Raw genomic sequence first — 24,096 nt, 5'->3', positions numbered from 1 at the left:
ATAATAGCATTGACGGTTTATGTCGCACCAGCCAAAGCTCATTCCGGATCCATTCGAGTTCGCTCGACGCGAAGACGCGCTTCGCGGTGAGTTGGATGCACGCAACCTGCCTCGTGTGCAGGATGTGCTGAGAAAGACGGAAGAAGTTCAGCCTGTCAGCTATGCGCTGCGAGGTTATCGACTTGAAGGCAAGTCCTATATGGCAGTTGAAGCCAGTGCTGAGCTGCTCATGCAGTGCCAGCGCTGTCTTGGAGACGTGCGCTGTACGGTAGAGGTGGATACCCGTCTCTTGCTGGTGCCGCGAGGTGAGCCGCTGCCGGATGATGAGCTGGAAGAAGATGATTTCGACCCGGTGCATGCTTGGCGCGATTTCGATGTGCTGGCTGCGGTAGAGGAAGAGTTGCTGTTGGCCCTGCCGCTGGCGCCAACGCATGAAGATTGCAGTGTGCCGGTGGCAAAGGGAAATGGCGATGACGCATCGCCGTTTGCGGCGCTCAGGGGCTTCAGGGCTTCGGGTGGCGCGAAAACTGATGATTGATTTAAGAGCTTTAAGGAGCAAGAAATGGCCGTTCAACAGAACAAGAAGTCGCCTTCCAAGCGCGGCATGCATCGTGCGCACGATTTTCTGACCGCCCCGGCCCTGGCCGTGGAGCCGACGACCGGTGAGGCTCACCTGCGTCACCACATCTCGCCGTCCGGCTTCTACCGCGGCAAGAAGGTTGCCAAGGCTAAGGGCGAGTAATTCGCTCTGCGCATGAGTCTTCTGCCGCGCGTGCCTCGGCATGCTCGGCGCGGCTCGCAGCACTTGCGTGCTCTATTCGTGTGGCGTTCGACCCTCCAGGTTGTTCGCGTTCCTGCAGCAAGGCAGTTTCGCTTTCCGATTTGATTTGGATGGCGGCTGCCTTGTTTCGCCTGTTGATTCCGTTTTGTGATGCCCATCACCCTTGCGATTGATTGCATGGGCGGCGATCACGGCCCGTCCGTGACCTTGCCCGCCGCCTTCCAGTTCCTGCGGGAGGACGCGCAGGCGCGCGTCATTCTGGTTGGCTTGCCTGCTGTGTTTGATGACGCTTTCCGCAAGGCTGTGGCCGAATTCGGCGAGCGTGTCGTGGTGCAGGAAGCCTCCGAAGTCGTCGAAATGGACGAGGCTCCAGCGGTTGCGATGCGTGTCAAGAAGGACTCATCGATGCGTGTGGCGATCAATCTGGTGAAATCCGGCGAGGCCGCTGCTGCGGTTTCTGCAGGAAATACCGGAGCGCTGATGGCGATTTCGCGGTTTGTGCTGAAAACCTTGCCAGGCATTGACCGGCCGGCGATCGCCACCATCATTCCGTCGATGAAGGGCCAGACCTACATGCTGGATCTTGGGGCCAATGTCGACTGTTCTGCCGATCACCTGCTGCAGTTTGCGATCATGGGATCGTTGCTGCTGGAGGCGGTGGAGCACAAGCCTAGTCCTACTGTTGGTCTGCTCAACATCGGTGAGGAAGATATCAAGGGTAATGAGGTGGTTAAGAAAGCTGCCGAGTTGCTGCGCGCTTCCGATTTGAACTTCTACGGCAACGTGGAGGGTGATGACATTTTCAAAGGCACCACGGATGTCGTGGTGTGTGATGGTTTTGTCGGCAATGTGGCGCTGAAGTCCTCGGAAGGTGTGGCGCGGATGATCACCAACTTCCTGAGTCAGGAATTCAAGCGCAACCTTCTGACCAAGCTGCTGGCCCTGATTGCGATGCCGGTGCTCAAGCGCTTCAAGAAGCGTTTTGATCCGGGTCGTTTCAATGGCGCAGCCTTGCTCGGGCTGCGCGGTGTGGTGGTGAAAAGTCACGGCTCCGCCAACCAGACAGCTTATGTATGGGCGCTACGCCGTGCGGCCGAAGCGGCGCGCAATCAGTTGGTTGAACGCATCTCCGCGCGGATGAGCGGTTACACTGCCGCCTCTCTGGAGTCCACGCAGGAGGGTTCTGCAGCATGACTTTTTCTCGTATTGCCGGCACCGGCGGCTTTGTTCCGGGCGCACCGGTCACCAATGATGACCTGGTGGCACGCGGTATCGACACCTCGGATGAGTGGGTCAGTGATCGCACCGGTATCCGTGCACGCCATCTGGCTGGCGAGGGGGTGACGACGCACGGCATGGCTGCCGAGGCTGCCCGCCGAGCGCTGGATGCTGCGGGCCTCAAGCCGGCCGACATTGATTTGGTGATCGTGGCTACGACCACGCCGGAAATGGTTTTTCCGAGTACAGCCTGCTTGTTGCAGAACGAACTGGGCATTCCCTCTGGCTGTGCTGCCTTTGATGTGCAGGCGGTGTGCAGTGGTTTCGTATTTGCGCTAACCGTGGCTGACAAGTTCATCCGCTCCGGTTCGCATCGTCGCGTTCTGGTGGTGGGGGCTGAAAAGCTTTCGCGCATTCTGGATTGGTCTGACCGTACGACGTGTGTGTTGTTTGGTGATGGCGCCGGTGCGGTGGTGCTGGTGGCTGATGAAACACCGGGCTTGCTTGCCTCGGCCATGCATGCTGACGGTTCGCAGACCGGCATTCTGTCTGTGAATGCGCAGATGATGAGTGGGCAGGTTGTGGGCAGCCCCTTCATTCGCATGGATGGTCAGGCCGTCTTCAAATATGCCGTCAAGGTCTTGTCCGAGGTCGCGCATGAGGTGGCCGAGCAGGCTGCTCTGCCGCTGGAGAAGCTGGACTGGTTGATCCCGCATCAGGCCAATATCCGCATCATGCAAGCTACGGCCAAGAAGCTTGGAATTCCGCCCGAGCGCGTGGTTGTTACGGTGGATAAGCATGGCAATACTTCAGCGGCTTCAGTGCCGCTGGCGCTGGATGTGGCCGTGCGTGACGGCCGCATCCAGCCGGGTCATACGGTGCTGCTCGAAGGCGTTGGCGGTGGCTTTACCTGGGGCGCGGTTCTGCTGCGTTTCTGATTGTTCAACACGAGGTTGTCGAATGAGTACGACGCTGAATCAACTGGCGGTTGTTTTTCCGGGGCAGGGCTCGCAGTCGGTGGGCATGATGGCCTCCTTTGCCGAGTCGGCCGTGGTGCGCAACACCTTTGCCGAAGCCTCCGAGGCTCTGGGCCAGGATCTTTGGCAAATGGTTGCGGACGGCCCGGCAGAGGTGCTGTCGCAAACCGTGAATACCCAGCCGGTCATGCTGACGGCTGGCATTGCCGTGTGGCGCGCCTGGCTGGAAGCCGGCGGCGCTCGCCCGGCGCTGGTGGCTGGCCACAGTCTTGGCGAATACGCCGCGCTGGTGGCGGCCGAAGTGCTGGATTTTCGCGATGCCGTGAAGCTGGTGCGCTTTCGTGCTGAGGCGATGCAGGCCGCTGTGCCTGCAGGCATGGGCGGCATGGCCGCCATCCTGAATCTTTCGCCTGAGCTGGTTGCCGAAGCTTGTGCAGAAGCCGCTCAGGGCGAATCGGTGTCGGCTGCGAATTTGAATTCGCCGGTGCAGATCGTGATTGCCGGCCACGCCGGGGCGGTGGAGCGTGCCATGGAGGCCTGCAAGGCGCGTGGCGCCAAGCGGGCTGTGGCCTTGCCGGTGAGCGCGCCTTTCCATAGCGCGTTGATGAAGCCTGCTGCAGATCGTCTGGCCGAACGTTTGGCGAGTGTGGCGCTGTCCGAGCCGAAGATTGCAGTGCTCAATAACGTGGATGTGAAGGTCGAAACCTCGGCTGAAACCATCCGTGACGCGCTGGTGCGTCAGGCCTATAGCCCGGTGCGCTGGATTGAGAGCGTGGAGGCCATGGCGCCGCGCGGTATCTCGGCGGTGCTGGAGTTCGGCCCGGGCAAGGTGCTGGCTGGGCTGGTCAAGCGCATCAACGGCGAACTGGCGGTTGAGGCTGTGACCGATGCAGAGGCGCTGGTGCGCGTGCTGCCGCAATACCAATAACATCAAGGGAACTCAGGAATGAACTCTCTCGCAGATCAGGTTGTACTTGTTACCGGCGCTACGCGTGGCATTGGTCGTGCCATTGCGCTGGATCTGGGTAAGCTTGGGGCAACCGTCATCGGTACGGCCACCTCGGCTGATGGCGCAGCCGCGATCGATGCAGCGCTGCAGGAAGCTGGCGTGAAGGGTAAGGGGATTGCCCTGAACGTCACGGATGCCGCTGCCTGTGAGGCGGCAGTGGCAGGAATTGAGAAAGAATTCGGCACGATCGCTGTGCTGGTGAATAACGCCGGCATCACCCGCGACAACATTGCCATGCGCATGAAGGACGAGGAGTGGGATGCCGTGATGGATACCAACCTCAAGGCGGTGTTCCGCATGTCGCGCCTTGTCATGCGTGGCATGATGAAGGCACGCAATGGACGTATCATCAACATCACCTCTGTGGTGGGCGCTTCCGGTAATGCCGGGCAGGCTAACTACGCGGCCGCCAAGGCCGGCGTGGCTGGCATGACGCGTGCGCTGGCGCGTGAGCTGGGTAGCCGCAGCATCACCGTGAACTGTGTGGCGCCCGGCTTCATCGATACCGATATGACCCGCGATCTTCCGGATGCGCAGCGCGATATGCTGCAGTCCCAGATCGCTGTGGGCCGCCTTGGGCGGCCCGAAGAGATTTCTGCCGTAGTCAGCTTTCTGGCCTCGCCGGCCGCGAGCTATGTGACGGGGGCCACAATCCACGTCAACGGCGGGATGTACATGGCCTGACAGGCCATACGAACCCGAAGGGCGGAGTTGGCTGAAGTTGTGGCCGGATTCTGTTAGAATGCTCGGGTTTTTTCTTACTTATCCGCTTGAAAAAGAAGGAGCCATTCATGGAAAACATCGAGCAGCGCGTGCGCAAGATCGTTGCAGAGCAACTGGGCGCTAACGAAGCCGACATCAAGAACGACTCTTCGTTCGTCGACGATCTGGGTGCTGACTCTCTCGACACCGTCGAGCTGGTCATGGCGCTGGAAGAGGAATTCGAGTGCGAAATTCCCGATGAAGAAGCCGAGAAGATTACCAACGTTCAGCAAGCGATTGACTACGTCAGCGCCCACCTGAAGGCCTGATCGCTTTTCGTACATTTGCAGTAAGGAGTGACCTTTGACGCGTCGCAGAGTTGTAGTAACTGGGCTCGGCATCATTTCGCCGGTCGGCAATACCGTTGCTTCCGCTTGGGACAGCATCATCAATGGTCGCTCCGGCATTGACCGCGTTACGCGGTTCGATGCCAGCAGCCTGACCACCCAGATCGCTGGTGAGGTGAAGGGTTTTGATGTGGCGAACTATCTTTCTCCGAAAGAAGCGCGCCGTTTCGATACTTTCATCCACTACGGTCTGGCGGCGGCCATGGATGCCATCAAGGATGCCGGTATCACTGAGAAGCCTGCCAATGCGGAGCGCATCGGTGTGTGTATCGGTTCCGGGATTGGCGGTCTGCCGCTGATTGAAGACACCATGCACGCGATCGCCGCAGGCGGTGCACGCAAGATTTCTCCGTTTTTCGTGCCGGGTTCGATCATCAACATGGTTTCTGGCGTGTTGTCGATCAACTACGGTTTTCAGGGGCCGAACTTTGCCACTGTGAGTGCCTGTGCCACCGGCAACCACTCACTGGGTGAAGCCGCTCGCCTGATCGAGTATGGCGATGCCGACATCATGATCGCGGGTGGTGCGGAGTCCACTGTATCCCTGCTGGGGATGGGGGGGTTCTGCTCGGCCAAGGCCTTGTCGACGCGCAATGATGATCCGCAGACGGCGAGCCGTCCGTGGGACTCCGGCCGCGATGGTTTCGTGCTGGGTGAGGGCGCTGGCGTGCTGGTGCTCGAAGAGTACGAACACGCCAAGGCGCGTGGCGCAAAGATTTATGCTGAGCTGGCGGGTTACGGCATGAGCTCGGATGCTTACCACATCACGGCGCCTGCTGAAGGTGGCGAAGGTGCTGCGCGCAGCATGGCTAACGCCCTGCGCAATGCCAAGATTGCTGCCGACGAAGTTAACTACGTGAATGCTCACGGTACTTCTACGCCCTTGGGCGATATCGCTGAAACCATGGCTGCCAAACGCTGCTTTGGTGCTCATGTCAGCAAGATTGCGATGAGTTCGACCAAGTCCATGACGGGCCACCTGCTTGGTGCTGCAGCGGGGATTGAGGCGGTGTTCTCGGTGCTGGCGATCCAGAATCAGGTTGCGCCGCCAACGATCAATCTGAATGATCCGGATCCCGCTTGTGATCTGGACTATGTGCCGAACGTGGCGCGTCCTATGCCGATCGATGTCGCCATGTCGAACTCCTTTGGTTTTGGCGGCACCAACAGCACGCTGGTATTCCGCAAGATTTGATGATCTGCCGTTGCTGTATGCAAGAAGGCGCTTGACGGATGTCAGCGCCTTTTTTCTTGCCACTTCGCCGCGCGCTGCTGTTGCGTGTGGCGACAGTCGTGTCCCATGTGTTGCCCTTGTTGTGTGTGCTGGCGCCTGAGGTGCCGCGCACGCTGGCCTTGGGCGTGGCGCTGGGCGTGGCGCTGTCCGCGCTGTGGCAGCTGCGCAGTCAGCGTCGTTTGGCATCTTGCACTCTGGAGGTGGGCGCCGATGCCTGCTGGTGGAGTGATGGCAACTTGCGCTTGCAGGTCGACGTGCTGGCGGATTCGCGCGATCTGGGCTGGCTGATTGTGCTGGTGTGGCGTGAGCTGGAGAGCGGGCGTTGCGAGCGTGCTGCGCTGACCCGCGACGGGCTCGCGGCGGAGGATTGGCGGGCGCTGCGCAGCTATCTGCGCTGGCGCCCGAAAGACGTTCAGCCTTCCTGACTCCAGCGTTTCAGGCCGCTGGGCCAGCGTGGATTGGAGAGCACGGTTGGTCGTGCCTGCGCTGCCAGTTGCGGATAGTCCTTGGAGAAATGCAGACCGCGGGACTCCTTGCGGCGCAGGGCACTGCGCACGATCAGGTCAGCGGTTGTGACCAGATTGCGCAGTTCGATCAGATCGTTGCCGATGCGGAAGTTGCTGTAGTAGTCATCGATTTCCCGCATCAGTAATTTGATGCGATGCTGGGCGCGTTCGAGACGCTTGTTGGTGCGCACAATGCCGACGTAGTCCCACATGAAGCGGCGCAGCTCGTCCCAGTTGTGGGAGATCACGACCTCTTCGTCGGCGTCCGAGACGCGGCTTTCATCCCAGGCCGGCAGGCTGTTGGGAGCGCTGCGTCGGTTGGCGAGAATATCTCGCGCAGCCGATTCGCCGAAGACTACGCATTCAAGCAATGAATTGCTGGCCAGGCGGTTGGCGCCGTGCAAACCTGAGCAGGCGGTTTCTCCAATCGCATAGAGGCCGGGCAGGTCGGTGCGGGCGCGCAGGTCAATCTGCACGCCGCCACAGGTGTAGTGTGCGGCGGGTACGACCGGGATGGGCTGTTTGCTGATGTCGATGCCCAGCTCTAGGCAGCGCGCCGAAATGGTTGGGAAGTGCTCCTGCAAAAATTCTGGACTCTTGTGCGAGATGTCGAGAAAGACGCTGTCGATACCGCGCTTCTTCATTTCGAAGTCGATGGCGCGGGCAACCACATCACGTGGGGCAAGTTCACCACGCGGATCATGTTTCGGCATGAAGCGCGTACCGTCCGGCAGGCGCAGTAGACCGCCTTCACCGCGGACGGCTTCAGAGATCAGGAAGGACTTGGCCTGCGGGTGGTACAGGCAGGTTGGGTGGAACTGGATGAACTCCATGTTGCTGATGCGGCAGCCTGCACGCCAGGCCATGGCAATGCCATCACCAGTTGAGGTGTCTGGGTTGGTCGTGTAGAGATAGACCTTGCCGGCGCCACCGGTTGCCAGCACGGTATGTCCGGCGGCGCAAGCTTCAACGTGACCAGAGTCGTTATTCAGCAGGTAGGCGCCCAGGCAGCCGGCTTCGGGTTGCCCCAGTTTGTGGCCGACGATCAGGTCGACGGCGACGTGGTTTTCCATGATTTGGATGTTCGGGTGGCGTTTGACCCGGTCGATCAGGGTTTCCTGCACTGCCGCACCGGTTGCGTCGGCAACGTGCACGATGCGGCGATGGCTGTGACCACCTTCGCGGGTGAGATGCATGCCCCAGGCGGTATCCGAATCTGGCGTGAAGGGCACGCCCTGCTCGCGCAGCCACTGGATGGCCGCGGCACCGTGCTCGACGACGAAGTGCGTGGCGGCAGGGTCGCAAAGCTGGGCGCCGGCGATCTGGGTGTCTTCGTAGTGCGCCGCAGTGGAATCCGAAGGGTCGATGACCGCTGCGATGCCACCTTGAGCCCAGGCGCTGGCGCCGTCCTCGATGTGGCGTTTGCTGACCAGCGCGACCTGCAGATGGTCGGCGAGGCGCAGTGCCAAGGATTGGCCAGCAAGACCGCTGCCAAGAATGAGGACGTCGAAGCGTTTCAAGAGGAGCTCCCGGTGCGGGTGCACGATGCGAAGCTGGTAATGCTAGCGGCAGGGCGCAATCCGGCCAAGTGCGATGTGACTGAACTTTGCGTGCAGTGTCCGGTCACAGCGGCAATGGGTCGCAATCCATCGGCTATACTCGGGCGCGATAATTCCCGCATGAACGGGCCCTGCCCGAACGCAGATGAGCGACAGAGAGATTGATCAGCAACTGGTTGAGCGCGTGCAGCGTGGAGACAAGCAGGCTTTTGGCCTGCTTGTCTCCAAGTATCAGCGCAAGCTCGGCCGCTTGCTTTCACGCATGATCCGTGATCCCGCCGAGGTTGAGGATGTGGCGCAGGAAGCATTTATCAAGGCTTATCGTGCCTTGCCAAACTTCCGGGGCGAAAGCGCGTTCTACACTTGGCTGTATCGCATCGGCGTGAATACCGCTAAGAACTATCTGGTTTCGCAGGGGCGCCGAGCTCCCACGAGTACCGATATTGAAGCGGAAGAGGCAGAGCAGTACGACTCTGGAGAATTGTTGCGCGACAACGATACCCCGGAGCGTTTGATGCAAACTCGCCAGATCGGCGAGACGGTGAATGCTGCGATGGATGCGCTACCTGAGGATTTGCGCACGGCGATCGTGCTGCGCGAGATCGAAGGGTTGAGTTACGAGGAAATTGCGACCTTGATGAATTGCCCGATCGGTACCGTCCGCTCACGCATTTTCAGGGCCCGCGAGGCGATTGCAGAACGATTGAGACCGATGCTGGACGTAGCGCCGGACAAGAGGTGGTGAGCATGATGAACGAGCAATTATCCGCTTGGGTGGACGGTGAGGCCGCGCCGGGAGAGGCTGTGCAGACGCTGGAGGCGGTGATCCGGCCGGGTGCGTCGCGTGAGCAGTGCGAGTTGTACTGGTTGATCGGAGATGTGCTGCGTGATCAGGCCGCAGTTAGTTCGCTACTGACTGACAGGGTGATGCATGCACTGGAGAATGAGCCGGTCGTACTGGCGCCACGTCGCCATGTGAAGGCACCGCAAACGGCTGAGATGCGCTGGATGCCGATGGCTGCCGCAGTTGCGGGGCTGGCCGTGGCGGCCTGGATGGGTTTGAGCCTGTGGTCGCCAGTGCAGGCGCCGGTGATGGCTCAGGCGCCGCAGCCGGTGCAGACGCCTGCTGCCCAGATGGCGCTGGCCGACGATCGGGCTTACTACATGGCCCACCAGGCTTCTGCTATCGGGGCGCCGATGGCCGGGGTGGCGCAGTACATCCGTACCGTGAGCGATGAGCAGGCAGGTTTGGCACGATGACTCGACGTCTGGCTCTGGTTCTGTGTGTCGGCCTTCTCGCGAGTACGCCTGCCCTGGCTGAGGATGCGCTGGGCTGGTTGCAGCGCATGAATCAGGCTTCGCGCAATCTGAGTTTTACTGGCGTTTTTGTATATCAGACCCAGGGCCGCACCGAGACCTCACGCATTGTGCGGTTGGTGGATGGTTCCGGCGAGCACGAGCGCCTTGAAACCTTGGATGGCGCGCCGCGTGAGATCTTGCGGCACAATGAAAATGTGCAGTGCTTCCTGCCTGCCGACAAGATACTGGTGTTGGACCGCGCCATCCAGGCCAGGCAGCCTGGCCGACTGGTGTCGCGCCCGGCTGTCTTGGGGGAGGTCTATACCTTGCGGGTGGGTGAGCCTGGTCGGGTGGCGGGGCGTGAGGCCCAGATTCTGTACCTGGAGCCGCGTGATGAGTTGCGTTATGGCCACCAGTTGTGGATCGACATGGCGACAGGCTTGCTGCTCAAGTCGCGCATGCTCGCGGGCTCGGCTGGTGTGGTTGAGCAGTTCGCGTTTACCGAGATGAATCCGGATGCGCATATCGAGCATGAGAAGCTTAAGCCACAGTCCGTCAAAACGACAGGCTGGCGTGTGATCAACGCGGCTGGCGAGGACGTGCGGCCAGAGGATATTCCCTGGTTGTTTCGCAGGTTGCCGGCTGGCTTCAAGCAGGTGGCGCTGATGCATCGAAAGCTGCACAAGGATGATGCGGTGGCTGTGCATGCGGCTTTTTCAGATGGCTTTGCCAACGTCTCGGTTTTCATCGAGCCGCAAGTCCAGGGGCGGGCGCAGAATCCGGCCCCGCCAGCGGGACCGATTGGCAGCTATCGGCGGATGCTGGGCGATCAGCAGGTCACGGTATTGGGCGAAGTGCCGGCTCAAACCCTGAAGTTGATTGCCGAAGGCGTTGAACGCCGTAAATGAACGCTCGAGCGAGTGGAAATGAAAGGGTTGGCCGTGCAGGCTGAAGGGGTTGTGGTTCGGTGTGAAGAGCGTGATGCCGTGGTGCAGGTGCAGCGCTCCAGCGGCTGCGGGCGCTGCCATGAACCGGGCGGTTGTGGTGGCGCCGAAGCGGCGCGCTGCAGCGAATACCGGGTTGGCAATCCGCTTGGGGCGCAGCCCGGGCAGCGTGTGTTGATCGAAGTGCCAGAGGGGTCGGCCCTGCGCGCCGCAGGTCTGGGCTACGGCTTGCCGCTTGCGGGTGTGCTTGGCGGTGCATTTGTGGGCATGCTGTTGCTAGGGGGAGATGTAGGCAGTGCGTTGGGTGGCTTGGTCGGGCTCGCACTGGGGTTCGGCTTGGCGCGCTGCCTGGGCCTGAGTCATGCCCGACGTCCGAGAATTGCCGGAGTGCTGTCTTGATCTTGCGCTGCACGGTCGCACTGGCCCTGTGTTTTTCCTTGTCTATTCAGGCGCGGGAGTTGCCGGAGTTTGCCGGACTGGTCGAGCGTCAGGCTCCGGTGGTGGTGAATATCAGTGCAACCCGCCAGGCAGCGTCGGTCAAGGCGCCTGCTCTGCGTAGTGATACTCCGGGTCGGATGCCTGAGTGGTTGCGGCGCTGGCTGCCTCCGCCGTCTGAGCCTGAAGAGTCGGAAGAGGATGATCAGGCTGTTGGTTCCGGTTTCGTGATCGACAGCGCGGGCTATATTCTGACCAATGCGCATGTAGTGGAAGAGGCTAGTGAGATCCTGGTCCGCATGAATGATCGGCGCGAGTATCCGGCGCGCGTGGTGGGCACTGACCGGCGCACAGATATCGCCCTGCTCAAGGTGGACGCCAGTCGCTTGCCACAAGCTCGCTTGGGCGACCCTTCCAGGCTGCGTGTGGGGGACTGGGTGCTGGCAATCGGTTCGCCCTTCGGTTTTGACAGCTCGGTGACGGCGGGGATTGTCAGCGCCAAAGGACGCAGCCTGCCGGATGACAGCATCGTGCCCTTCATTCAGACCGATGTGGCGATCAACCCGGGAAATTCTGGCGGCCCGCTGTTCAATCTGAAAGGCGAAGTGGTAGGCATCAACTCTCAGATCTACAGCCGTACCGGCGGGTTTATGGGGGTGTCCTTCGCGATTCCGATTGATGTGGCGATGGATGTGCAGGCCCAGTTGCGCGAGCGTGGCCATGTGCAGCGCGGGCGCATCGGCGTGCTGGTGCAGGAATTGAGTCAGGACATTGCCAGCAGTTTTGGTTTGCGTACGGCGACCGGGGCTCTGGTGAGTCAGGTTGAGCCGGACGGGCCTGCAGCGCAGGCCGGTTTGCGCAGCGGGGACGTGATCCTGCGTTGTGATGGCCGCGAGGTGCAGAACTCCCATGAATTGCCGCGCATCGTGGGGGCGGTCCGCCCAGGAAGAACGGTGGAGCTGGAGTTCTGGCGCGATAACCGCATGCGCCGTGTGCAGCTTGTGGTAGGTGCGTTTCCGGAAGAAAAGCAAGATACCCCGCCGCGTATTGTTGAGCCTGCGCCTCGTGGGAGCAATCCTTTGGGGCTCGTGCTGCAGGACTTGAGCCGTAGCCAGAAGCGAGAGCTGGCGCTGGAGCAGGGCGCCAGCATCGTGGAGGCAAATGGTGCAGCGGCGCGTGCCGAGCTGAGGCCAGGCGATGTGGTGCTGGCTGTGACGACGGGCGGTCAGCAGCAATCACTCAAGTCAGCAGATCATTTCAATCGCCTGTTGCAAGGACTGCCGCGGGGCTCTGCCCTGACCCTGTTGGTGTTGCGCGGCGAGAGCCGCAGCTATGTCGGCATGAAGCTGCCGGCACGGTAGGAAGGCGCACCCCGCATCGGCTATAATCGCCTGCTTTTTCAATATTTTGCTGAGGGTGCCGAGGCACCCTCTTTTGCGTCATCCACACCTGTTTCGAAACGGCATGCAGCACATCCGCAATTTCTCGATCATCGCTCACATCGACCACGGCAAATCAACGCTGGCGGATCGCCTCATTCAAACCTGTGGCGGTCTCTCCGATCGCGAGATGGAAGCACAGGTGCTGGACTCGATGGATCTGGAGCGCGAGCGCGGTATCACGATCAAGGCGCAGACCGCGTCACTTCAGTACAAGGCACGTGATGGGCAGGTTTATAACCTGAACCTGATCGACACGCCGGGGCATGTGGACTTTTCCTATGAAGTGAGTCGCTCCCTGTCCGCCTGTGAAGGCGCGCTGCTAGTGGTGGATGCCACCCAGGGGGTGGAGGCGCAGACGGTGGCCAACTGCTACACCGCCATCGAATTGGGCGTAGAGGTGTTGCCAGTGCTCAACAAGATGGATCTGCCTTCGGCCAATCCGGATGGCGCGCGGCAGGAAGTCGAGGATGTGATCGGCATCGATGCGACCGAGGCGATTCCTTGTTCGGCCAAGACTGGCATGGGCGTGGAAGATATCCTCGAAATGGTGGTGGCCAAGGTGCCGCCGCCGCGCGGTAATCCGGATGGCCCGCTGAAGGCGCTGATCATCGATTCATGGTTCGACAACTACGTCGGCGTGGTGATGCTGGTGCGTGTGGTCGATGGTGAGATGCGGCCCAAGGACAAGCTCTTGTTCATGAGCACAGGCGCGCAGCATCTGTGCGAGCAAGTTGGTGTGTTCAGCCCCAAGTCCTTGTCGCGGGAGGCCTTGCGCGCAGGGGAGGTGGGCTTCGTGATCGCTGGGATCAAGGAACTCAAGTCGGCCAAAGTGGGCGATACGATTACGGTCGTGAACCGCCCGGCGGCCGAGCCGCTGGAGGGCTTCAAGGAAATCAAGCCGCAGGTGTTCGCCGGGCTGTATCCGGTGGAGTCCAGTGAATATGATCAGCTGCGCGATTCGCTGGAGAAGCTCAAGCTCAACGACGCCTCGCTGCAGTACGAGCCGGAAGTTTCGCAGGCACTGGGTTTCGGTTTTCGTTGCGGTTTCTTGGGCCTGTTGCACATGGAGATCGTGCAGGAGCGCCTGGAACGCGAGTTCGACATGGATTTGATCACCACCGCACCGACCGTTGTGTATGAGGTGCTGATGAACGACAACTCGGTGATCAAGGTCGAGAATCCGGCCAAGCTGCCCGAGTCGAACAAGATGCAGGAAGTGCGCGAACCGATCATTACCGCCACCATCTTCGTGCCGCAGGACTATCTCGGTCCTGTAATGACCCTGTGCAACCAGAAGCGTGGTAGCCAGGTCGACATGCACTACCACGGCCGCCAGGTGAAACTGGTGTATGACATGCCGATGGCTGAAGTGGTGATGGATTTCTTCGACAAGCTCAAGTCTGTGTCGCGTGGTTATGCCTCGCTCGACTACGACTTCAAGGAGTATCGTGCGGCCGATGTGGTGAAACTCGACGTGCTGGTGTCCAGCGAGAAGGTCGACGCCCTGTCGGTAATCGTGCACCGTGCCAACGCAACCTATCGTGGCCGTGATCTGGTGACGCGCCTGCGCGGCCTGATCCCGCGCCAGATGTTCGACGTGCCGGTGCAGGCTGCGATCGGCTCGAACATTTTGGCCCGTGAAACCATCAAGGCCATGCGCAAGAACGTACTTGCCAAGTGTTACGGTGGCGACATTACACGCAAGAAAAAGCTGCTCGAAAAGCAGAAAGAAGGCAAAAAGCGCATGAAGATGGTGGGGAACGTCGAGATTCCGCAGGAGGCGTTTCTCGCCGTGCTGCGGACCGACGAAGGCTAGTCAACCGAAACGAGGTATCTGTGGATTTCGCCCTCATTCTTTTTGTCCTGAGCATCGTCTCCGGCATCCTGTGGTGCTACGACGTGTTCAGGGCCCGCAAGCAACGCCCCAAGGGATCGCCCGATCCTTGGTGGGTCGAGTACGGAGCCAGCTTCTTTCCGGTGATCCTGCCGATCTTCATGCTGCGCTCCTTCTGGATCGAGCCTTTTCGCATTCCCTCAGGCTCGATGATTCCGACCTTGCAGGTGGGCGATTTCATCCTGGTCAATAAGTACGCCTATGGTGTGCGGTTGCCCGTGCTGAACAAGAAAATCATCGCGGTCGGTGAGCCTCAGCGGGGTGACGTGATGGTCTTTCGCTACCCGCATGACATGCGTCAGGACTACATCAAGCGCGTCATCGGACTGCCGGGGGATCGTGTGGAATACATAGACAAGCGCCTCACCATCAATGGTCAAGCTTTGCCGGTGCTACCGCAAGGCGATTACCTGATTCCGCGCAGCTTCGATGTATTCCAGAAGTTCGAGGAGGATGTGCTCGGCAACAAGCATATGCTGCTCAATAACCGGGATGCTCAACCCTTTGTGCCTGAGCAGTTGCTCGTGCCGCATGAATATTCCGCGAACTGCACCCACTCTCGTCAGGGCGTGAGTTGCAGGGTACCGGCGGGTCATTACTTCGTGATGGGCGATAATCGTGACCAGAGCGCCGATTCACGCGTGTGGGGCTTTGTACCGGATGCCAATATTGTTGGCCGCGCTTTCTTCATCTGGTTCCATGCCGACCAGATCCTGCCGCCTTCGGGCGTGGATTTTGGCCGGGTAGGCAGTTTTCACTGATCTGCGGGAGGGTGTGAAATGAAAAAACAGCAAGGCATGACCCTGATTTCCTTGGCTATCGTCGGCACTTTGATTGCAGCTTGCCTAGTCGTTGGCTTGAAGTTGGTGCCAGTTTTCAGTGAGTACTTTGCAGTTCAGAAAGCCTTTAACAAAGTGGTTGCAACCGTTGATCCGGCGGCTCCTCCGAGCAACTTTCGTACAGCGTTCGCTCGGTTTACAGAAGTGGACGCCATTCGTTCTGTCGATCCTCAAACTGTCGTTGTGGATAAAAACAACGGCAAGGTCAGCTTGCAGGTTTCTTACCGTCGTGAAGTTCCGCTGGTGGCTAATGTTGGCCTCTATCTGGACTTTGATGTTTCCTCGAATTGAGCGATTTCAGTTTGCGTGAGGCCCTGATTCAGGCACTAGGGCATGCATTCCGCCAGCCGGCGCTGTTGCGGCAGGCGCTGACGCATTCGAGCTACGCGGCGGACAATAACGAGCGCCTCGAATTTCTCGGCGACAGTATTGTGGACATGGTGGTCTCGATGCTGCTCTTTGAGCGTTTTCCGGCCTTGCGTGAAGGCGAGCTGTCGCGCTTGCGCGCGCAGTTCGTCAAGCAGGATGCCTTGCATGAGATCGCACTGGATCTGAATCTGGGCGACAGCCTCTTGTTGGGAGAGGGCGAGCACAAAAGTGGTGGTCGTCAGCGCCCATCGATTCTTGCGGATGCGCTGGAAGCTGTCTTTGGAGCAGTCTATCTTGATGGTGGCTTCGAGGCGGTCAAAGGCGTGATCGAGCGACTGTACGCAAACAAGCTGGTAGCGCTGGATCCAGCCAAGTCCTTGAAAGACCCCAAGACAGCGTTACAGGAAATTCTGCAGGCTCGTCGCCTGGGCTTGCCACGCTACGAGTTGGTGGCCGAGCGCGGCCTTGCGCATGCCCGTGAATTTGAAATTTCCTGCGTGGTGGAGCCTTTGGGCTTGCTGACTCAGGGTATCGGCAGCAGCCGGCGCATCGCCGAACAGCAGGCGGCCCGTGCAGCCTTGCAGGAACTGGAAAAACAATGAATCAAGCAGTCACCCATACCGGTCTTGTCGCCATCGTCGGGCGTCCCAATGTTGGCAAATCCACGCTTCTGAACCGTTTGGTTGGTCAGAAGATCAGTATCGTGTCGCGTAAGGCGCAGACTACGCGTCACCGTATCACCGGCGTGCTGACCGAGGGCGTGCAGCAGTTCATCTTCGTTGATACGCCCGGCTTCCAGACCCATCATCAGAATGCACTGAACGCCACCATGAATCGCACGGTCAGCCAGGTGCTGAATGAGGTGGATGTGGTGATGTTCCTGATCGAGTCTGGTCGTTTTGGGCCGGATGACCGCAAGGTCATGAAGCTGTTGCCGCAGGATGCCAAGGTTGTGCTGGTGATTAACAAAGTTGATCTCGAGGAAGATAAAGGCAAGCTCCTGCCTTTCATGCAGCAGATGTCAGCCGAGTTTCCGTTTGCCGAAATCGTGCCGATCAGTGCCGAGCGTGGCAGCAACGTGCCCGAGCTGTTGATGACCGTCGGCAAATACCTGCCTGAGGGTGAAGCGCTGTATGGCGAGGACGACATTACCGACCGCAGCGAGCGTTTCCTTGCCGCAGAGTTCCTGCGTGAGAAGCTGTTCCGCCTGCTCGGCGAAGAGTTGCCTTATGGTATGACCGTCGAGATCGAGAAGTACGAAGTCGAGGGCAATCTGCGCCGCATCTTCGCTGCGATCATCGTGGACAAGGCCGGGCACAAGGGCATCGTGATCGGCAAGGGCGGGGAGCGCCTTAAGCGCATTTCGTCCGAGGCGCGCGTCGAGCTCGAAAAGCTCTTCGACAGCAAGGTCTATCTCGAAACCTGGGTCAAGGTGAAGAGTGGCTGGGCGGATGATGAGCGCGCGCTCAAGTCGCTGGGTTACGACTAAGCCGATTGCAGTGCGATGAGCCGCGCCCGGGTTGATCACGAGACTGCGTTTCTCCTGCATAGCTATCCCTGGCGCGAGACCAGCCTGATTGTCGAGATGTTCTCGCGTGAGCATGGTCGCGTGCCGATGGTGGCCAAGGGCGCGCGGCGGCCCGGCTCCATGTTGCGAGGGGCGCTGATGTCCTTCCAGCCGCTCGAGGTCACCTGGTCCGGCAAGGGTGAGGTGAAGACCCTTCACAGCGCCAGCTGGCAGGGTGGTCAAGCCTTGCTGGGCGGCATCGGCTTGCTTTGCGGCTACTACCTCAATGAACTCATGCTTCGGTTGCTGGCGCGTGAGGACCCCCACCCAGAGCTTTTCGACGCCTATGCCGAAGCCTTGGCGCGCCTAGCTGGCGGTGAAGCGCATGAGCCCCTTTTGCGAAGTTTCGAACTGAATCTGTTGCGCGAAGTGGGTTACGCGCCGACGCTGGATCACGATGTCGAAAGCGGTGAGGCGCTGCGCGAACATGTCGAATACATCTTTCTGACCGAGCGTGGCCCGGTTGAGGCTGATGCGAAACAGGGAGACCTGCCCTTGCTGCCTGGGCGAGCCTTGCTGGCGATGGCTACGGGGGATTTCTCCTCACCGGAAACCTTGAGCCATGCCAAGGGACTCATGCGCCGCTTGATCCAGTACCATCTGGGCGGACAGGCACTCGAATCGCGCCGTATCCTGATGGAACTGCAGGCGCTCTGAACACGTAGCACTGAGGAAACTGAAGATGATCGAACTCGGCGTCAATATCGACCACGTCGCCACCATCCGCCAGGCTCGCCGCACTTATGAGCCGGACCCGGTCTGGGCTGCTGTCGAGGCGCATCTCGGTGGCGCGGATGGCATCACCGTGCATCTTCGTGAAGACCGCCGGCATATTCAGGATCACGATGTGCGGCGCCTGCGCGAGCTGACCCATATCAAGCTCAATCTGGAGATGGCCGCGACTGACGAGATGGTCGGCATCGCCTGCCAGATCAAGCCCGAGATGGCCATGCTGGTGCCCGAGGGGCGGCAGGAGGTTACGACTGAAGGCGGGCTGGATATCGTGGCACAAGAAGCTGAGCTGAAAGACGCCATCGCCCGCCTTGCTGATGCTGGCATCATGACCAGTGTGTTCATTGACCCCGATCTGGCACAGGTCGAAGCGGCCGCGCGTATCGGTGCGCGGGTCTGCGAAATTCACACTGGCCCCTACGCCGCTGCTTTTCACCACAAGGGCCGTGATGCACAGAGTCCGGCAGTGCTGGCCGAGCTCGACAAAATTCGTGCGGCGGGTCGCGCTATCGTTGATCTGGGAATGCGCTTCAATGCTGGCCATGCGCTGAACTACTTCAATGTGCAGCCCGTTGCAGCGTTGCCGGAAGTGCGCGAATTGCATATCGGTCATGCCATCGTCAGCCGCGCAGTGTTTGTCGGCTTGCGTGAGGCGGTTGCCGAGATGAAGCGTCTGATGCGCGAAGCGGATACCCGGCGCTGAGGCTCGCGTGATTTACGGCATCGGTACGGATATCGTCACCATCGCCCGCATGCGCGAATCCTTGGCTCGCCATGGCGAGCGGTTTGCGCAGCGCTTGCTGCACCCGGACGAGCTGGAAGATTTTGCTCTGGCACGCGAGCCTGAGCGTTTCCTGGCCAAGCGCTTCGCTGCCAAGGAGGCGCTGGCCAAGGCTTTGGGGACGGGGTTGCGCCCGCCTGCGACATTGAGTGCCATCGGTGTGGGGCATGATGAACTCGGCAAGCCGCACTATCTCTTCGGCGAGGCGCTGGCCGCGCATCTTGCGGCGCTGAAGCTCTCTGCCCATCTTTCGATCAGCGACGAGCGCGATACCGTAGTCGCCTTTGCGCTTCTGGAAATCCGAACATGAGTCTCAAGCCCCTGCAGCAGCCCCTCGGTCCAGTGATGTGTGATGTGGCCGGTTCGGCCCTCAGCGACGCAGAGCGCGTAATACTGTCCCACCCCCTGGTTGGCGGCGTGATCCTGTTCTCACGCAACTTCGAGAATCCTGACCAGCTCGCCACCTTGTGTGCAGAGATCCATGCCTTGCGCAGCCCGGCCCTGATCATTGCCGTGGATCATGAGGGCGGACGCGTGCAGCGCTTCCGCCAAGGCTTTACCCGCTTGCCGGCGATGCGCAAACTGGGGGAGTTGTATGCGCGCTCGCCGCGCGATGCCTTACTCTCTGCGCAGGATGTGGGCTATGTGTTGGCAGCCGAACTGCTCGCCTATGGCATCGATCTTTCCTTCGCGCCAGTGCTGGATCTGGATTATGGACACAGTGCGGTGGTGGGAGATCGAGCGTTTCATCGTGATCCGCAGATCACGGCGATGCTGGCCCACGCGCTGGCGGTGGGCATGCGTGAAGCGGGGATGGGGTGTGTCGGCAAACATTTCCCAGGCCATGGTTTTGCCGAAGCCGACTCGCACGTCGCAATGCCCGTCGACAAGCGGGAGTTCGATGCGATCTGGGCCGACGATATCGTGCCTTATCGCAGCGAACTCAGGCAGGTGCTCTCGGGTGTGATGCCGGCACATGTCGTCTATGAGCGAATCGATCCGCAGCCGGCGGGCTTTTCGCCCTTCTGGTTGCGGGATGTATTGCGGCAGCGTGTCGGTTTTCAGGGCGTGGTGTTTTCAGACGACCTCACGATGGAGGGCGCGACGCTTGCTGGCGATATTGTCTCGCGGGCTGACGCTGCGCATGCCGCTGGCTGCGACATGGTGCTGGTGTGCAACCGCCCGGAGCTTACCGCCGATCTGCTGGTGCGCTGGCAGCCGAACTTGCGTGCCGAGTCCGCCGAGCGCATTGCGGCTTTGCAACCCGCTCACTACCCGGCCGTCGAAGTATTGTCGATCGACAAGCGCTTTACCGATGCCTGGACATCGGTGCAAGCATTGGTCTGACATCACCGCAACTGGAAGGCGTACTGGTAGTCGCGGCTCGTCCCGTTTACGTTGACGCCGGCAATCCTGACCGTGTAACTGCCGCCATTGGCGAGCCCCACCACCTTCCATTGCAGGTGATTGGGCAGACCATATCCTTCGTAGTTGGCGGATTGCTCGGTAATGCCGAGTGATTGGCCGTTGCCGTCCGTAACCGTGATTGTGGCGCCAGCAAAACTCACTTGGCTGCCGCCGTTATTGGCGCGGTTGGTCTTGCTGGCGATCGCCGAGAAGGACAGAAACCAGCTGGTCGAAAACTCGCTCGCTGGATAGCTGCCATAAGGATAGGCCACGAAGTCATTGCTCATGCTGACACTGCTGGCTTCCCCGCCGATGGTACGCAGCGCCGAGGCCATGCGCCCTGTCCCTCCGGCGGGGGCGGAATCTACGCGGCCGAAGCTGGTGGCTGCGAAGAAGGGGTAGAGCAACCATCGGCGATGGCCCAGGCTGCTCACGCCGCTATCGATCAGATAGCTCACCATGGCGTCTGCGCTGGGGGTGGTGACCGTGCTGTATCCCCAACTGGTATAGAGATTACTGGTGTTCGCGAGACGGTAAGCGTCTTCGCTGTAGCACTTGCCGCTGCTTGAAGGGGTATGGGTGAGGGTCTCGTTGGCTACCATGTAGAGCGCTGCAGCCGCTGCCGCGGCGTCACCGCTGCTGTCATAGCTCACGGCGGGTAAGCCGTGGCGGGCTCGAATCTCGTTCAGCCGGGTCAGCACCGAATTCTTTTCGCTAGCCTGCAGCTGACCGGCGATGCAGCTCGAAACCAGCGGAGCACTCTGGTAAAGGCCGCTGCTTGAGCTGCTAGAACCCGCACTGGAGCTATTGGCATTGCCCGAGCTGCTGGTGCTGCTGGCCGAGCGGGCACTGCTTGTCTGTGAGGCGCTTGCTGCGCTGCTTGTGCCGCTACCCGTTTGGCCTGATGTCGTACTGCTGTCTCCCCCGCCCCCTCCGCCGCAAGCCCCTAGTGACAGGACGAAAAGCACACAGGGAAGCAAGGTATAAGGCGGGCGGGTAGGGCGATGCATGGGAACTCCGGATAATGGCGCAGCTCGGGCTGCGCGGATTAGGCACAAGCCTAACCGGCCTGGCAGAGCTTGCCCGCCCCGCAGGTCGGTGCCGTGCCGCCGGCCGGAAATTGCTTGGCTCGTAGCGCGCTCTGTCTTGGGGAGGAGGCTTGAGAGGCCAGCCCGCCTGCCCTGCGGTAGTATCCGGGCCTGACCCGCCCCTTGCGAGAAACCGCCGTGAGTTTCGATTACAAACCCTTCCTGCGTTCGCTGACCGAGGCGCCTGGCGTCTACCGCATGATCGGCGTTGATGAGGAAGTGCTCTACGTCGGCAAGGCCAAGAATCTCAAGCGCCGCGTTTCGAACTACTTTCAGAAGAACCATCCGAGCCCGCGCATTGCTCTGATGGTGGCGCAGATCGTGCGCGTGGATACCACAGCCGTGCGTTCCGAGGCCGAGGCGCTGATCCTCGAAAACAACCTCATCAAATCGCTCAAGCCGCGCTACAACATTCTTTTCCGCGACGACAAAAGCTACCCCTATATTGCGATCACCGGCGACGCCTCACCGCGCCTGGCTTATTACCGTGGCGCTTTCGAGAAGGGTGTGCGCTACTTCGGCCCTTTTCCCTCAAGCTGGGCGGCACGCGAGAGCATCCAGTTGCTGCAGCGCCTGTTCTTGCTGCGGACTTGCGAAAACAGTGTTTTCAACAATCGCTCTCGTCCTTGCTTGCTGCACCAGATCAAACGCTGTTCGGCGCCCTGCGTGGGCGTGATCGATGCAGAGAGTTACGCGCGCGACGTGAAGCTAGCGACCCTCTTTCTTGAAGGTCGCCACTCAGATGTCATTGATAGCCTGACTGCACGCATGCAGGCGGCCTCTGACGCATTTGCCTTCGAGCAGGCGGCAGTCTTCCGCGATCAGATCCGGGCATTGCAAACTGTGTTGCACAAGCAGTTCGTCGATTCAGGCAAGGACGAGGACGTCGACATCCTCGTCGCGGAGGCCGCAGGAGGGCAGGTTTGTGTAAACCTTGCGATGGTGCGGGGCGGCCGCCATCTGGGAGATCGGGCCCAATTCCCCAGTGCCAGTGAAGGGCTGGGCGTAGCGGATGCCTTGCTGGCCTACGTTGAGCAGCACTACCGCTTGCATCCGGCACCGACCAAGCTGGTGATCGAGGGTGCAGATGTAGAGGCGATCCGCGCATTGCTGGAAGACGTGCTCGAGCGACCGCCGATTGTAGCGACTGCCCGCTTCCAGGCTGAAAAGGCATGGGCCGAAATGGCGCTTACCAATGCCAGGCTTGCCATCGAGACGCGCTTGCGTGAAACCGGTCGCGCCGAGGCTCAGCTTGATGCCTTGCAGGCGGCCCTCGAGCTATCCGAGCGCCCACAGCGCATCGAGTGTTTTGATATCTCGCATACTCAGGGTGAGGCTACCCAGGCCTCCTGTGTTGTGTGGGAAGGTGCAGGCATGAAGAAGTCCGAATACCGTCGCTTCAACATCAGTGGCATCACGCCCGGCGATGACTATGCCGCAATGCGCCAGGCGCTCACCCGACGCTACGAGAAAGTGGCGGCGGGGGAGGGCGTACGTCCCGACCTGATCCTGATCGATGGAGGCAAGGGGCAGGTCGGTGTCGCTTGGGAGGTGCTCACCGAGCTGGGTCTGACCAGCATTGCCATGGTCGGAGTTGCCAAGGGTGAGGAACGCAAGGCAGGCCTGGAGCAACTTATTTATCCGGACGGCCGCCCAGGCCTCGCGCTGGGCGGCGAGCATCCGGCGCTGCATCTGATCCAGATCGTACGTGATGAAGCCCACCGCTTTGCCATCACAGGCATGCGTGCCAAGCGCAGCAAGACTCGCCTCACTTCTCAGCTTGAGGATATTCCTGGTGTTGGGCCTACACGGCGCAAGAAATTGATCGAGACTTTTGGCGGGCTGGCTGGGGTGCGCGAAGCTACGGTGGAAGATTTATGCCGCGTAGAGGGGATCAATCGTAAAATGGCCGAGCAAATTTATAACGCGCTGCATTGACAGCCCCGGCATGAACTTCAATATTCCTAACGCGCTCACCTGGGCGCGCATCCTCATGATCCCGCTGGTATTGGCGGTGTATTACCTGCCGCAGGACGTGCTGTCACAGCATCATCAGAACATGCTTGCCTGTGCCCTGTTCGTGGTGGCCGCCGTGACTGACTGGTTTGACGGTTGGCTGGCGCGCAAGTTGGGGCTGACTTCCGCCTTCGGCGCCTTCCTGGATCCAGTGGCAGACAAGCTGATGGTGTGTGCCGCCCTTGTTTTGCTGGTGTGGCTGGATCGTTGCAATGCAGTGCTGGCTTTCATCATCGTCGGTCGTGAATTGACCATCTCTGCCCTGCGCGAATGGATGGCACAGCTGGGCAAGACCAAGAGCGTTGCAGTGTCCTTCATCGGCAAGCTTAAAACGGCCGCACAGATGATCGCTATTCCGATGCTGCTCTATTACGACGACCTGCTGGGGTTGCCGATTCGCCGCATGGGTTCGGTGCTGATGGTCGTGGCGGTCGTACTGACTTTGTGGTCCATGGTGTATTACATGCGTCGTGCGATGCAGGTTCTCAACGAAAAGTGAGAGTAAGTGTTGACATCTTTTTTTTAGCCCCTATAATGCATGGCTCGTGACGCGGGAATAGCTCAGTTGGTAGAGCGCAACCTTGCCAAGGTTGAGGTCGAGAGTTCGAGACTCTTTTCCCGCTCCAAAATTTTTGGGGAAGCAGAAGCAAGCTTTTCCTTTTGGTTGGATGAAAGTTCCGGTTAAAAACGGAACGTGGCGCAAGCCGAATTGGTGTCGAATTAACGGCGCGATAGCAAAGCGGTTATGCACCGGATTGCAAATCCGTGTAGGTCGGTTCGACTCCGGCTCGCGCCTCCAAGTTTAAAAGTTTTGCGGGAATAGCTCAGTTGGTAGAGCGCAACCTTGCCAAGGTTGAGGTCGAGAGTTCGAGACTCTTTTCCCGCTCCAA

General features: G+C 60.1%; 27 protein-coding genes and 3 tRNA genes. 28 read left to right on the top strand and 2 right to left on the bottom strand.

Annotated elements, in window-relative coordinates; all coding sequences use genetic code 11:
- The first annotated feature begins 19 nt into the window (after positions 1–19).
- The 9 genes from Q3Y64_RS18355 (at position 20) to Q3Y64_RS18315 (ending at position 6,753) form a co-directional block, all read left to right on the top strand.
- Positions 20–538 (top strand): DUF177 domain-containing protein, encoded by a 519-nt coding sequence (locus tag Q3Y64_RS18355; RefSeq protein ID WP_101944095.1) that lies wholly within the window; start codon positions 20–22, stop codon positions 536–538.
- A 24-nt stretch (positions 539–562) separates the two neighbouring features.
- A complete protein-coding gene (gene rpmF / locus Q3Y64_RS18350) occupies positions 563–742 on the top strand; it encodes a 50S ribosomal protein L32 (protein ID WP_101944093.1) in 180 nt (59 codons plus the stop codon).
- A 189-nt stretch (positions 743–931) separates the two neighbouring features.
- Positions 932–1,975, top strand: coding sequence for a phosphate acyltransferase PlsX (gene plsX, locus Q3Y64_RS18345; RefSeq protein WP_101944092.1), 1,044 nt, complete (start codon positions 932–934; stop codon positions 1,973–1,975).
- Positions 1,972–2,937 carry a beta-ketoacyl-ACP synthase III gene (locus Q3Y64_RS18340; protein WP_101944090.1) on the top strand — a complete coding sequence of 322 codons (966 nt, stop codon included), beginning with the start codon at positions 1,972–1,974 and terminating at the stop codon, positions 2,935–2,937. Before plsX ends, Q3Y64_RS18340 begins: the two co-directional genes overlap by 4 nt.
- A 22-nt stretch (positions 2,938–2,959) precedes the next feature.
- Entirely contained in the window at positions 2,960–3,904 is a 945-nt protein-coding gene (fabD, locus tag Q3Y64_RS18335) for an ACP S-malonyltransferase (RefSeq protein ID WP_303564163.1), read from the top strand.
- An 18-nt stretch (positions 3,905–3,922) separates the two neighbouring features.
- Positions 3,923–4,669, top strand: coding sequence for a 3-oxoacyl-ACP reductase FabG (gene fabG / locus Q3Y64_RS18330; RefSeq protein ID WP_303564160.1), 747 nt, complete (start codon positions 3,923–3,925; stop codon positions 4,667–4,669).
- Positions 4,670–4,776: 107 nt separating this feature from the next.
- Entirely contained in the window at positions 4,777–5,016 is a 240-nt protein-coding gene (gene acpP, locus Q3Y64_RS18325; protein ID WP_101944085.1) for an acyl carrier protein, read from the top strand.
- Positions 5,017–5,050: 34 nt separating this feature from the next.
- Complete coding sequence (gene fabF, locus Q3Y64_RS18320) at positions 5,051–6,289, top strand: beta-ketoacyl-ACP synthase II (protein ID WP_101944083.1); 1,239 nt, start codon at positions 5,051–5,053, stop codon at positions 6,287–6,289.
- Between the two features lie 38 nt (positions 6,290–6,327).
- Positions 6,328–6,753 carry a protein YgfX gene (locus Q3Y64_RS18315; RefSeq protein WP_303564129.1) on the top strand — a complete coding sequence of 142 codons (426 nt, stop codon included), beginning with the start codon at positions 6,328–6,330 and terminating at the stop codon, positions 6,751–6,753.
- On the opposite strand, the gene nadB is transcribed toward Q3Y64_RS18315, so the two are convergent.
- Entirely contained in the window at positions 6,741–8,354 is a 1,614-nt protein-coding gene (gene nadB / locus Q3Y64_RS18310; RefSeq protein ID WP_303564127.1) for an L-aspartate oxidase, read from the bottom strand. The genes Q3Y64_RS18315 and nadB overlap by 13 nt on opposite strands.
- Before the next feature lie 184 nt (positions 8,355–8,538).
- Between nadB and rpoE the strand changes: the two genes are divergently transcribed.
- The 14 genes from rpoE (at position 8,539) to nagZ (ending at position 20,042) form a co-directional block, all read left to right on the top strand.
- Complete coding sequence (gene rpoE, locus Q3Y64_RS18305) at positions 8,539–9,138, top strand: RNA polymerase sigma factor RpoE (RefSeq protein ID WP_101944077.1); 600 nt, start codon at positions 8,539–8,541, stop codon at positions 9,136–9,138.
- Between the two features lie 2 nt (positions 9,139–9,140).
- On the top strand, positions 9,141–9,653 hold the full coding sequence (locus Q3Y64_RS18300; RefSeq protein ID WP_303564256.1) for a sigma-E factor negative regulatory protein: 513 nt from the start codon (positions 9,141–9,143) through the stop codon (positions 9,651–9,653).
- A complete protein-coding gene (locus Q3Y64_RS18295) occupies positions 9,650–10,600 on the top strand; it encodes a MucB/RseB C-terminal domain-containing protein (RefSeq protein WP_303564123.1) in 951 nt (316 codons plus the stop codon). The genes Q3Y64_RS18300 and Q3Y64_RS18295 overlap by 4 nt, the downstream gene beginning before the upstream one ends.
- 18 nt (positions 10,601–10,618) lie before the next feature.
- Positions 10,619–11,035, top strand: coding sequence for a SoxR reducing system RseC family protein (locus tag Q3Y64_RS18290; protein WP_101944072.1), 417 nt, complete (start codon positions 10,619–10,621; stop codon positions 11,033–11,035).
- Complete coding sequence (locus Q3Y64_RS18285) at positions 11,032–12,432, top strand: Do family serine endopeptidase (protein ID WP_101944071.1); 1,401 nt, start codon at positions 11,032–11,034, stop codon at positions 12,430–12,432. The genes Q3Y64_RS18290 and Q3Y64_RS18285 overlap by 4 nt, the downstream gene beginning before the upstream one ends.
- A gap of 103 nt (positions 12,433–12,535) precedes the next feature.
- Positions 12,536–14,329 (top strand): translation elongation factor 4, encoded by a 1,794-nt coding sequence (gene lepA / locus Q3Y64_RS18280; protein ID WP_170022962.1) that lies wholly within the window; start codon positions 12,536–12,538, stop codon positions 14,327–14,329.
- 20 nt (positions 14,330–14,349) lie between these two features.
- Positions 14,350–15,168, top strand: coding sequence for a signal peptidase I (gene lepB, locus Q3Y64_RS18275; protein ID WP_303564113.1), 819 nt, complete (start codon positions 14,350–14,352; stop codon positions 15,166–15,168).
- Positions 15,169–15,186: 18 nt separating this feature from the next.
- Positions 15,187–15,537: a DUF4845 domain-containing protein gene (locus Q3Y64_RS18270; RefSeq protein WP_101944065.1), complete on the top strand. Its 351-nt coding sequence runs from the start codon at positions 15,187–15,189 to the stop codon at positions 15,535–15,537.
- Positions 15,534–16,217, top strand: a complete 684-nt coding sequence (rnc, locus tag Q3Y64_RS18265; RefSeq protein WP_254048284.1) for a ribonuclease III — start codon at positions 15,534–15,536, stop codon at positions 16,215–16,217. The genes Q3Y64_RS18270 and rnc overlap by 4 nt, the downstream gene beginning before the upstream one ends.
- Positions 16,214–17,104 carry a GTPase Era gene (era, locus tag Q3Y64_RS18260; RefSeq protein WP_101944063.1) on the top strand — a complete coding sequence of 297 codons (891 nt, stop codon included), beginning with the start codon at positions 16,214–16,216 and terminating at the stop codon, positions 17,102–17,104. Before rnc ends, era begins: the two co-directional genes overlap by 4 nt.
- A 15-nt stretch (positions 17,105–17,119) precedes the next feature.
- Positions 17,120–17,839 (top strand): DNA repair protein RecO, encoded by a 720-nt coding sequence (recO, locus tag Q3Y64_RS18255; protein WP_303564107.1) that lies wholly within the window; start codon positions 17,120–17,122, stop codon positions 17,837–17,839.
- A gap of 25 nt (positions 17,840–17,864) precedes the next feature.
- Positions 17,865–18,617: a pyridoxine 5'-phosphate synthase gene (locus Q3Y64_RS18250; RefSeq protein ID WP_101944060.1), complete on the top strand. Its 753-nt coding sequence runs from the start codon at positions 17,865–17,867 to the stop codon at positions 18,615–18,617.
- Between the two features lie 7 nt (positions 18,618–18,624).
- The gene (gene acpS / locus Q3Y64_RS18245) at positions 18,625–19,005 is read left to right on the top strand and encodes a holo-ACP synthase (RefSeq protein ID WP_101944058.1); all 381 of its coding nucleotides are present in this window, start codon (positions 18,625–18,627) and stop codon (positions 19,003–19,005) included.
- Positions 19,002–20,042, top strand: coding sequence for a beta-N-acetylhexosaminidase (gene nagZ, locus Q3Y64_RS18240; protein WP_303564103.1), 1,041 nt, complete (start codon positions 19,002–19,004; stop codon positions 20,040–20,042). The genes acpS and nagZ overlap by 4 nt, the downstream gene beginning before the upstream one ends.
- 2 nt (positions 20,043–20,044) lie before the next feature.
- On the opposite strand, the gene Q3Y64_RS18235 is transcribed toward nagZ, so the two are convergent.
- Positions 20,045–21,112 carry a CAP domain-containing protein gene (locus Q3Y64_RS18235; RefSeq protein WP_303564101.1) on the bottom strand — a complete coding sequence of 356 codons (1,068 nt, stop codon included), beginning with the start codon at positions 21,110–21,112 and terminating at the stop codon, positions 20,045–20,047.
- A gap of 216 nt (positions 21,113–21,328) precedes the next feature.
- Between Q3Y64_RS18235 and uvrC the strand changes: the two genes are divergently transcribed.
- From uvrC to Q3Y64_RS18210, 5 genes are all read left to right on the top strand, one after another.
- Positions 21,329–23,128 (top strand): excinuclease ABC subunit UvrC, encoded by a 1,800-nt coding sequence (gene uvrC / locus Q3Y64_RS18230; RefSeq protein WP_256376433.1) that lies wholly within the window; start codon positions 21,329–21,331, stop codon positions 23,126–23,128.
- 10 nt (positions 23,129–23,138) lie between these two features.
- Positions 23,139–23,705: a CDP-diacylglycerol--glycerol-3-phosphate 3-phosphatidyltransferase gene (gene pgsA / locus Q3Y64_RS18225; protein ID WP_170022971.1), complete on the top strand. Its 567-nt coding sequence runs from the start codon at positions 23,139–23,141 to the stop codon at positions 23,703–23,705.
- 51 nt (positions 23,706–23,756) lie between these two features.
- A tRNA-Gly gene (locus tag Q3Y64_RS18220) sits at positions 23,757–23,832 on the top strand.
- Between the two features lie 99 nt (positions 23,833–23,931).
- Positions 23,932–24,005 (top strand) — tRNA-Cys (locus Q3Y64_RS18215).
- A gap of 14 nt (positions 24,006–24,019) precedes the next feature.
- Positions 24,020–24,095, top strand: a tRNA-Gly gene (locus Q3Y64_RS18210).
- Position 24,096: the final 1 nt, after the last annotated feature.

The sequence above is a fragment of the Uliginosibacterium sp. 31-12 genome (genome assembly GCF_030548425.1).
Lineage (GTDB): Bacteria > Pseudomonadota > Gammaproteobacteria > Burkholderiales > Rhodocyclaceae > Uliginosibacterium > Uliginosibacterium aquaticum.
This window is presented reverse-complemented; position numbering and strand designations above follow the sequence as displayed.

Excerpts from the sequence above, each read along its gene's own strand:
- Q3Y64_RS18355 (WP_101944095.1), top strand. The coding sequence starts at position 20 with ATGTCGCACCAGCCAAAGCTCATTCCGGATCCATTCGAGTTCGCTCGA.
- rpmF (WP_101944093.1), top strand. The coding sequence starts at position 563 with ATGGCCGTTCAACAGAACAAGAAGTCGCCTTCCAAGCGCGGCATGCAT.
- plsX (WP_101944092.1), top strand. The coding sequence starts at position 932 with ATGCCCATCACCCTTGCGATTGATTGCATGGGCGGCGATCACGGCCCG.
- Q3Y64_RS18340 (WP_101944090.1), top strand. The coding sequence starts at position 1,972 with ATGACTTTTTCTCGTATTGCCGGCACCGGCGGCTTTGTTCCGGGCGCA.
- fabD (WP_303564163.1), top strand. The coding sequence starts at position 2,960 with ATGAGTACGACGCTGAATCAACTGGCGGTTGTTTTTCCGGGGCAGGGC.
- fabG (WP_303564160.1), top strand. The coding sequence starts at position 3,923 with ATGAACTCTCTCGCAGATCAGGTTGTACTTGTTACCGGCGCTACGCGT.
- acpP (WP_101944085.1), top strand. The coding sequence starts at position 4,777 with ATGGAAAACATCGAGCAGCGCGTGCGCAAGATCGTTGCAGAGCAACTG.
- Q3Y64_RS18315 (WP_303564129.1), top strand. The coding sequence starts at position 6,328 with ATGTCAGCGCCTTTTTTCTTGCCACTTCGCCGCGCGCTGCTGTTGCGT.
- rpoE (WP_101944077.1), top strand. The coding sequence starts at position 8,539 with ATGAGCGACAGAGAGATTGATCAGCAACTGGTTGAGCGCGTGCAGCGT.
- Q3Y64_RS18300 (WP_303564256.1), top strand. The coding sequence starts at position 9,141 with ATGATGAACGAGCAATTATCCGCTTGGGTGGACGGTGAGGCCGCGCCG.
- Q3Y64_RS18295 (WP_303564123.1), top strand. The coding sequence starts at position 9,650 with ATGACTCGACGTCTGGCTCTGGTTCTGTGTGTCGGCCTTCTCGCGAGT.
- Q3Y64_RS18290 (WP_101944072.1), top strand. The coding sequence starts at position 10,619 with ATGAAAGGGTTGGCCGTGCAGGCTGAAGGGGTTGTGGTTCGGTGTGAA.
- lepA (WP_170022962.1), top strand. The coding sequence starts at position 12,536 with ATGCAGCACATCCGCAATTTCTCGATCATCGCTCACATCGACCACGGC.
- Q3Y64_RS18270 (WP_101944065.1), top strand. The coding sequence starts at position 15,187 with ATGAAAAAACAGCAAGGCATGACCCTGATTTCCTTGGCTATCGTCGGC.
- era (WP_101944063.1), top strand. The coding sequence starts at position 16,214 with ATGAATCAAGCAGTCACCCATACCGGTCTTGTCGCCATCGTCGGGCGT.
- recO (WP_303564107.1), top strand. The coding sequence starts at position 17,120 with ATGAGCCGCGCCCGGGTTGATCACGAGACTGCGTTTCTCCTGCATAGC.
- Q3Y64_RS18250 (WP_101944060.1), top strand. The coding sequence starts at position 17,865 with ATGATCGAACTCGGCGTCAATATCGACCACGTCGCCACCATCCGCCAG.
- nagZ (WP_303564103.1), top strand. The coding sequence starts at position 19,002 with ATGAGTCTCAAGCCCCTGCAGCAGCCCCTCGGTCCAGTGATGTGTGAT.
- Q3Y64_RS18235 (WP_303564101.1), bottom strand. The coding sequence starts at position 21,112 with ATGCATCGCCCTACCCGCCCGCCTTATACCTTGCTTCCCTGTGTGCTT.
- pgsA (WP_170022971.1), top strand. The coding sequence starts at position 23,139 with ATGAACTTCAATATTCCTAACGCGCTCACCTGGGCGCGCATCCTCATG.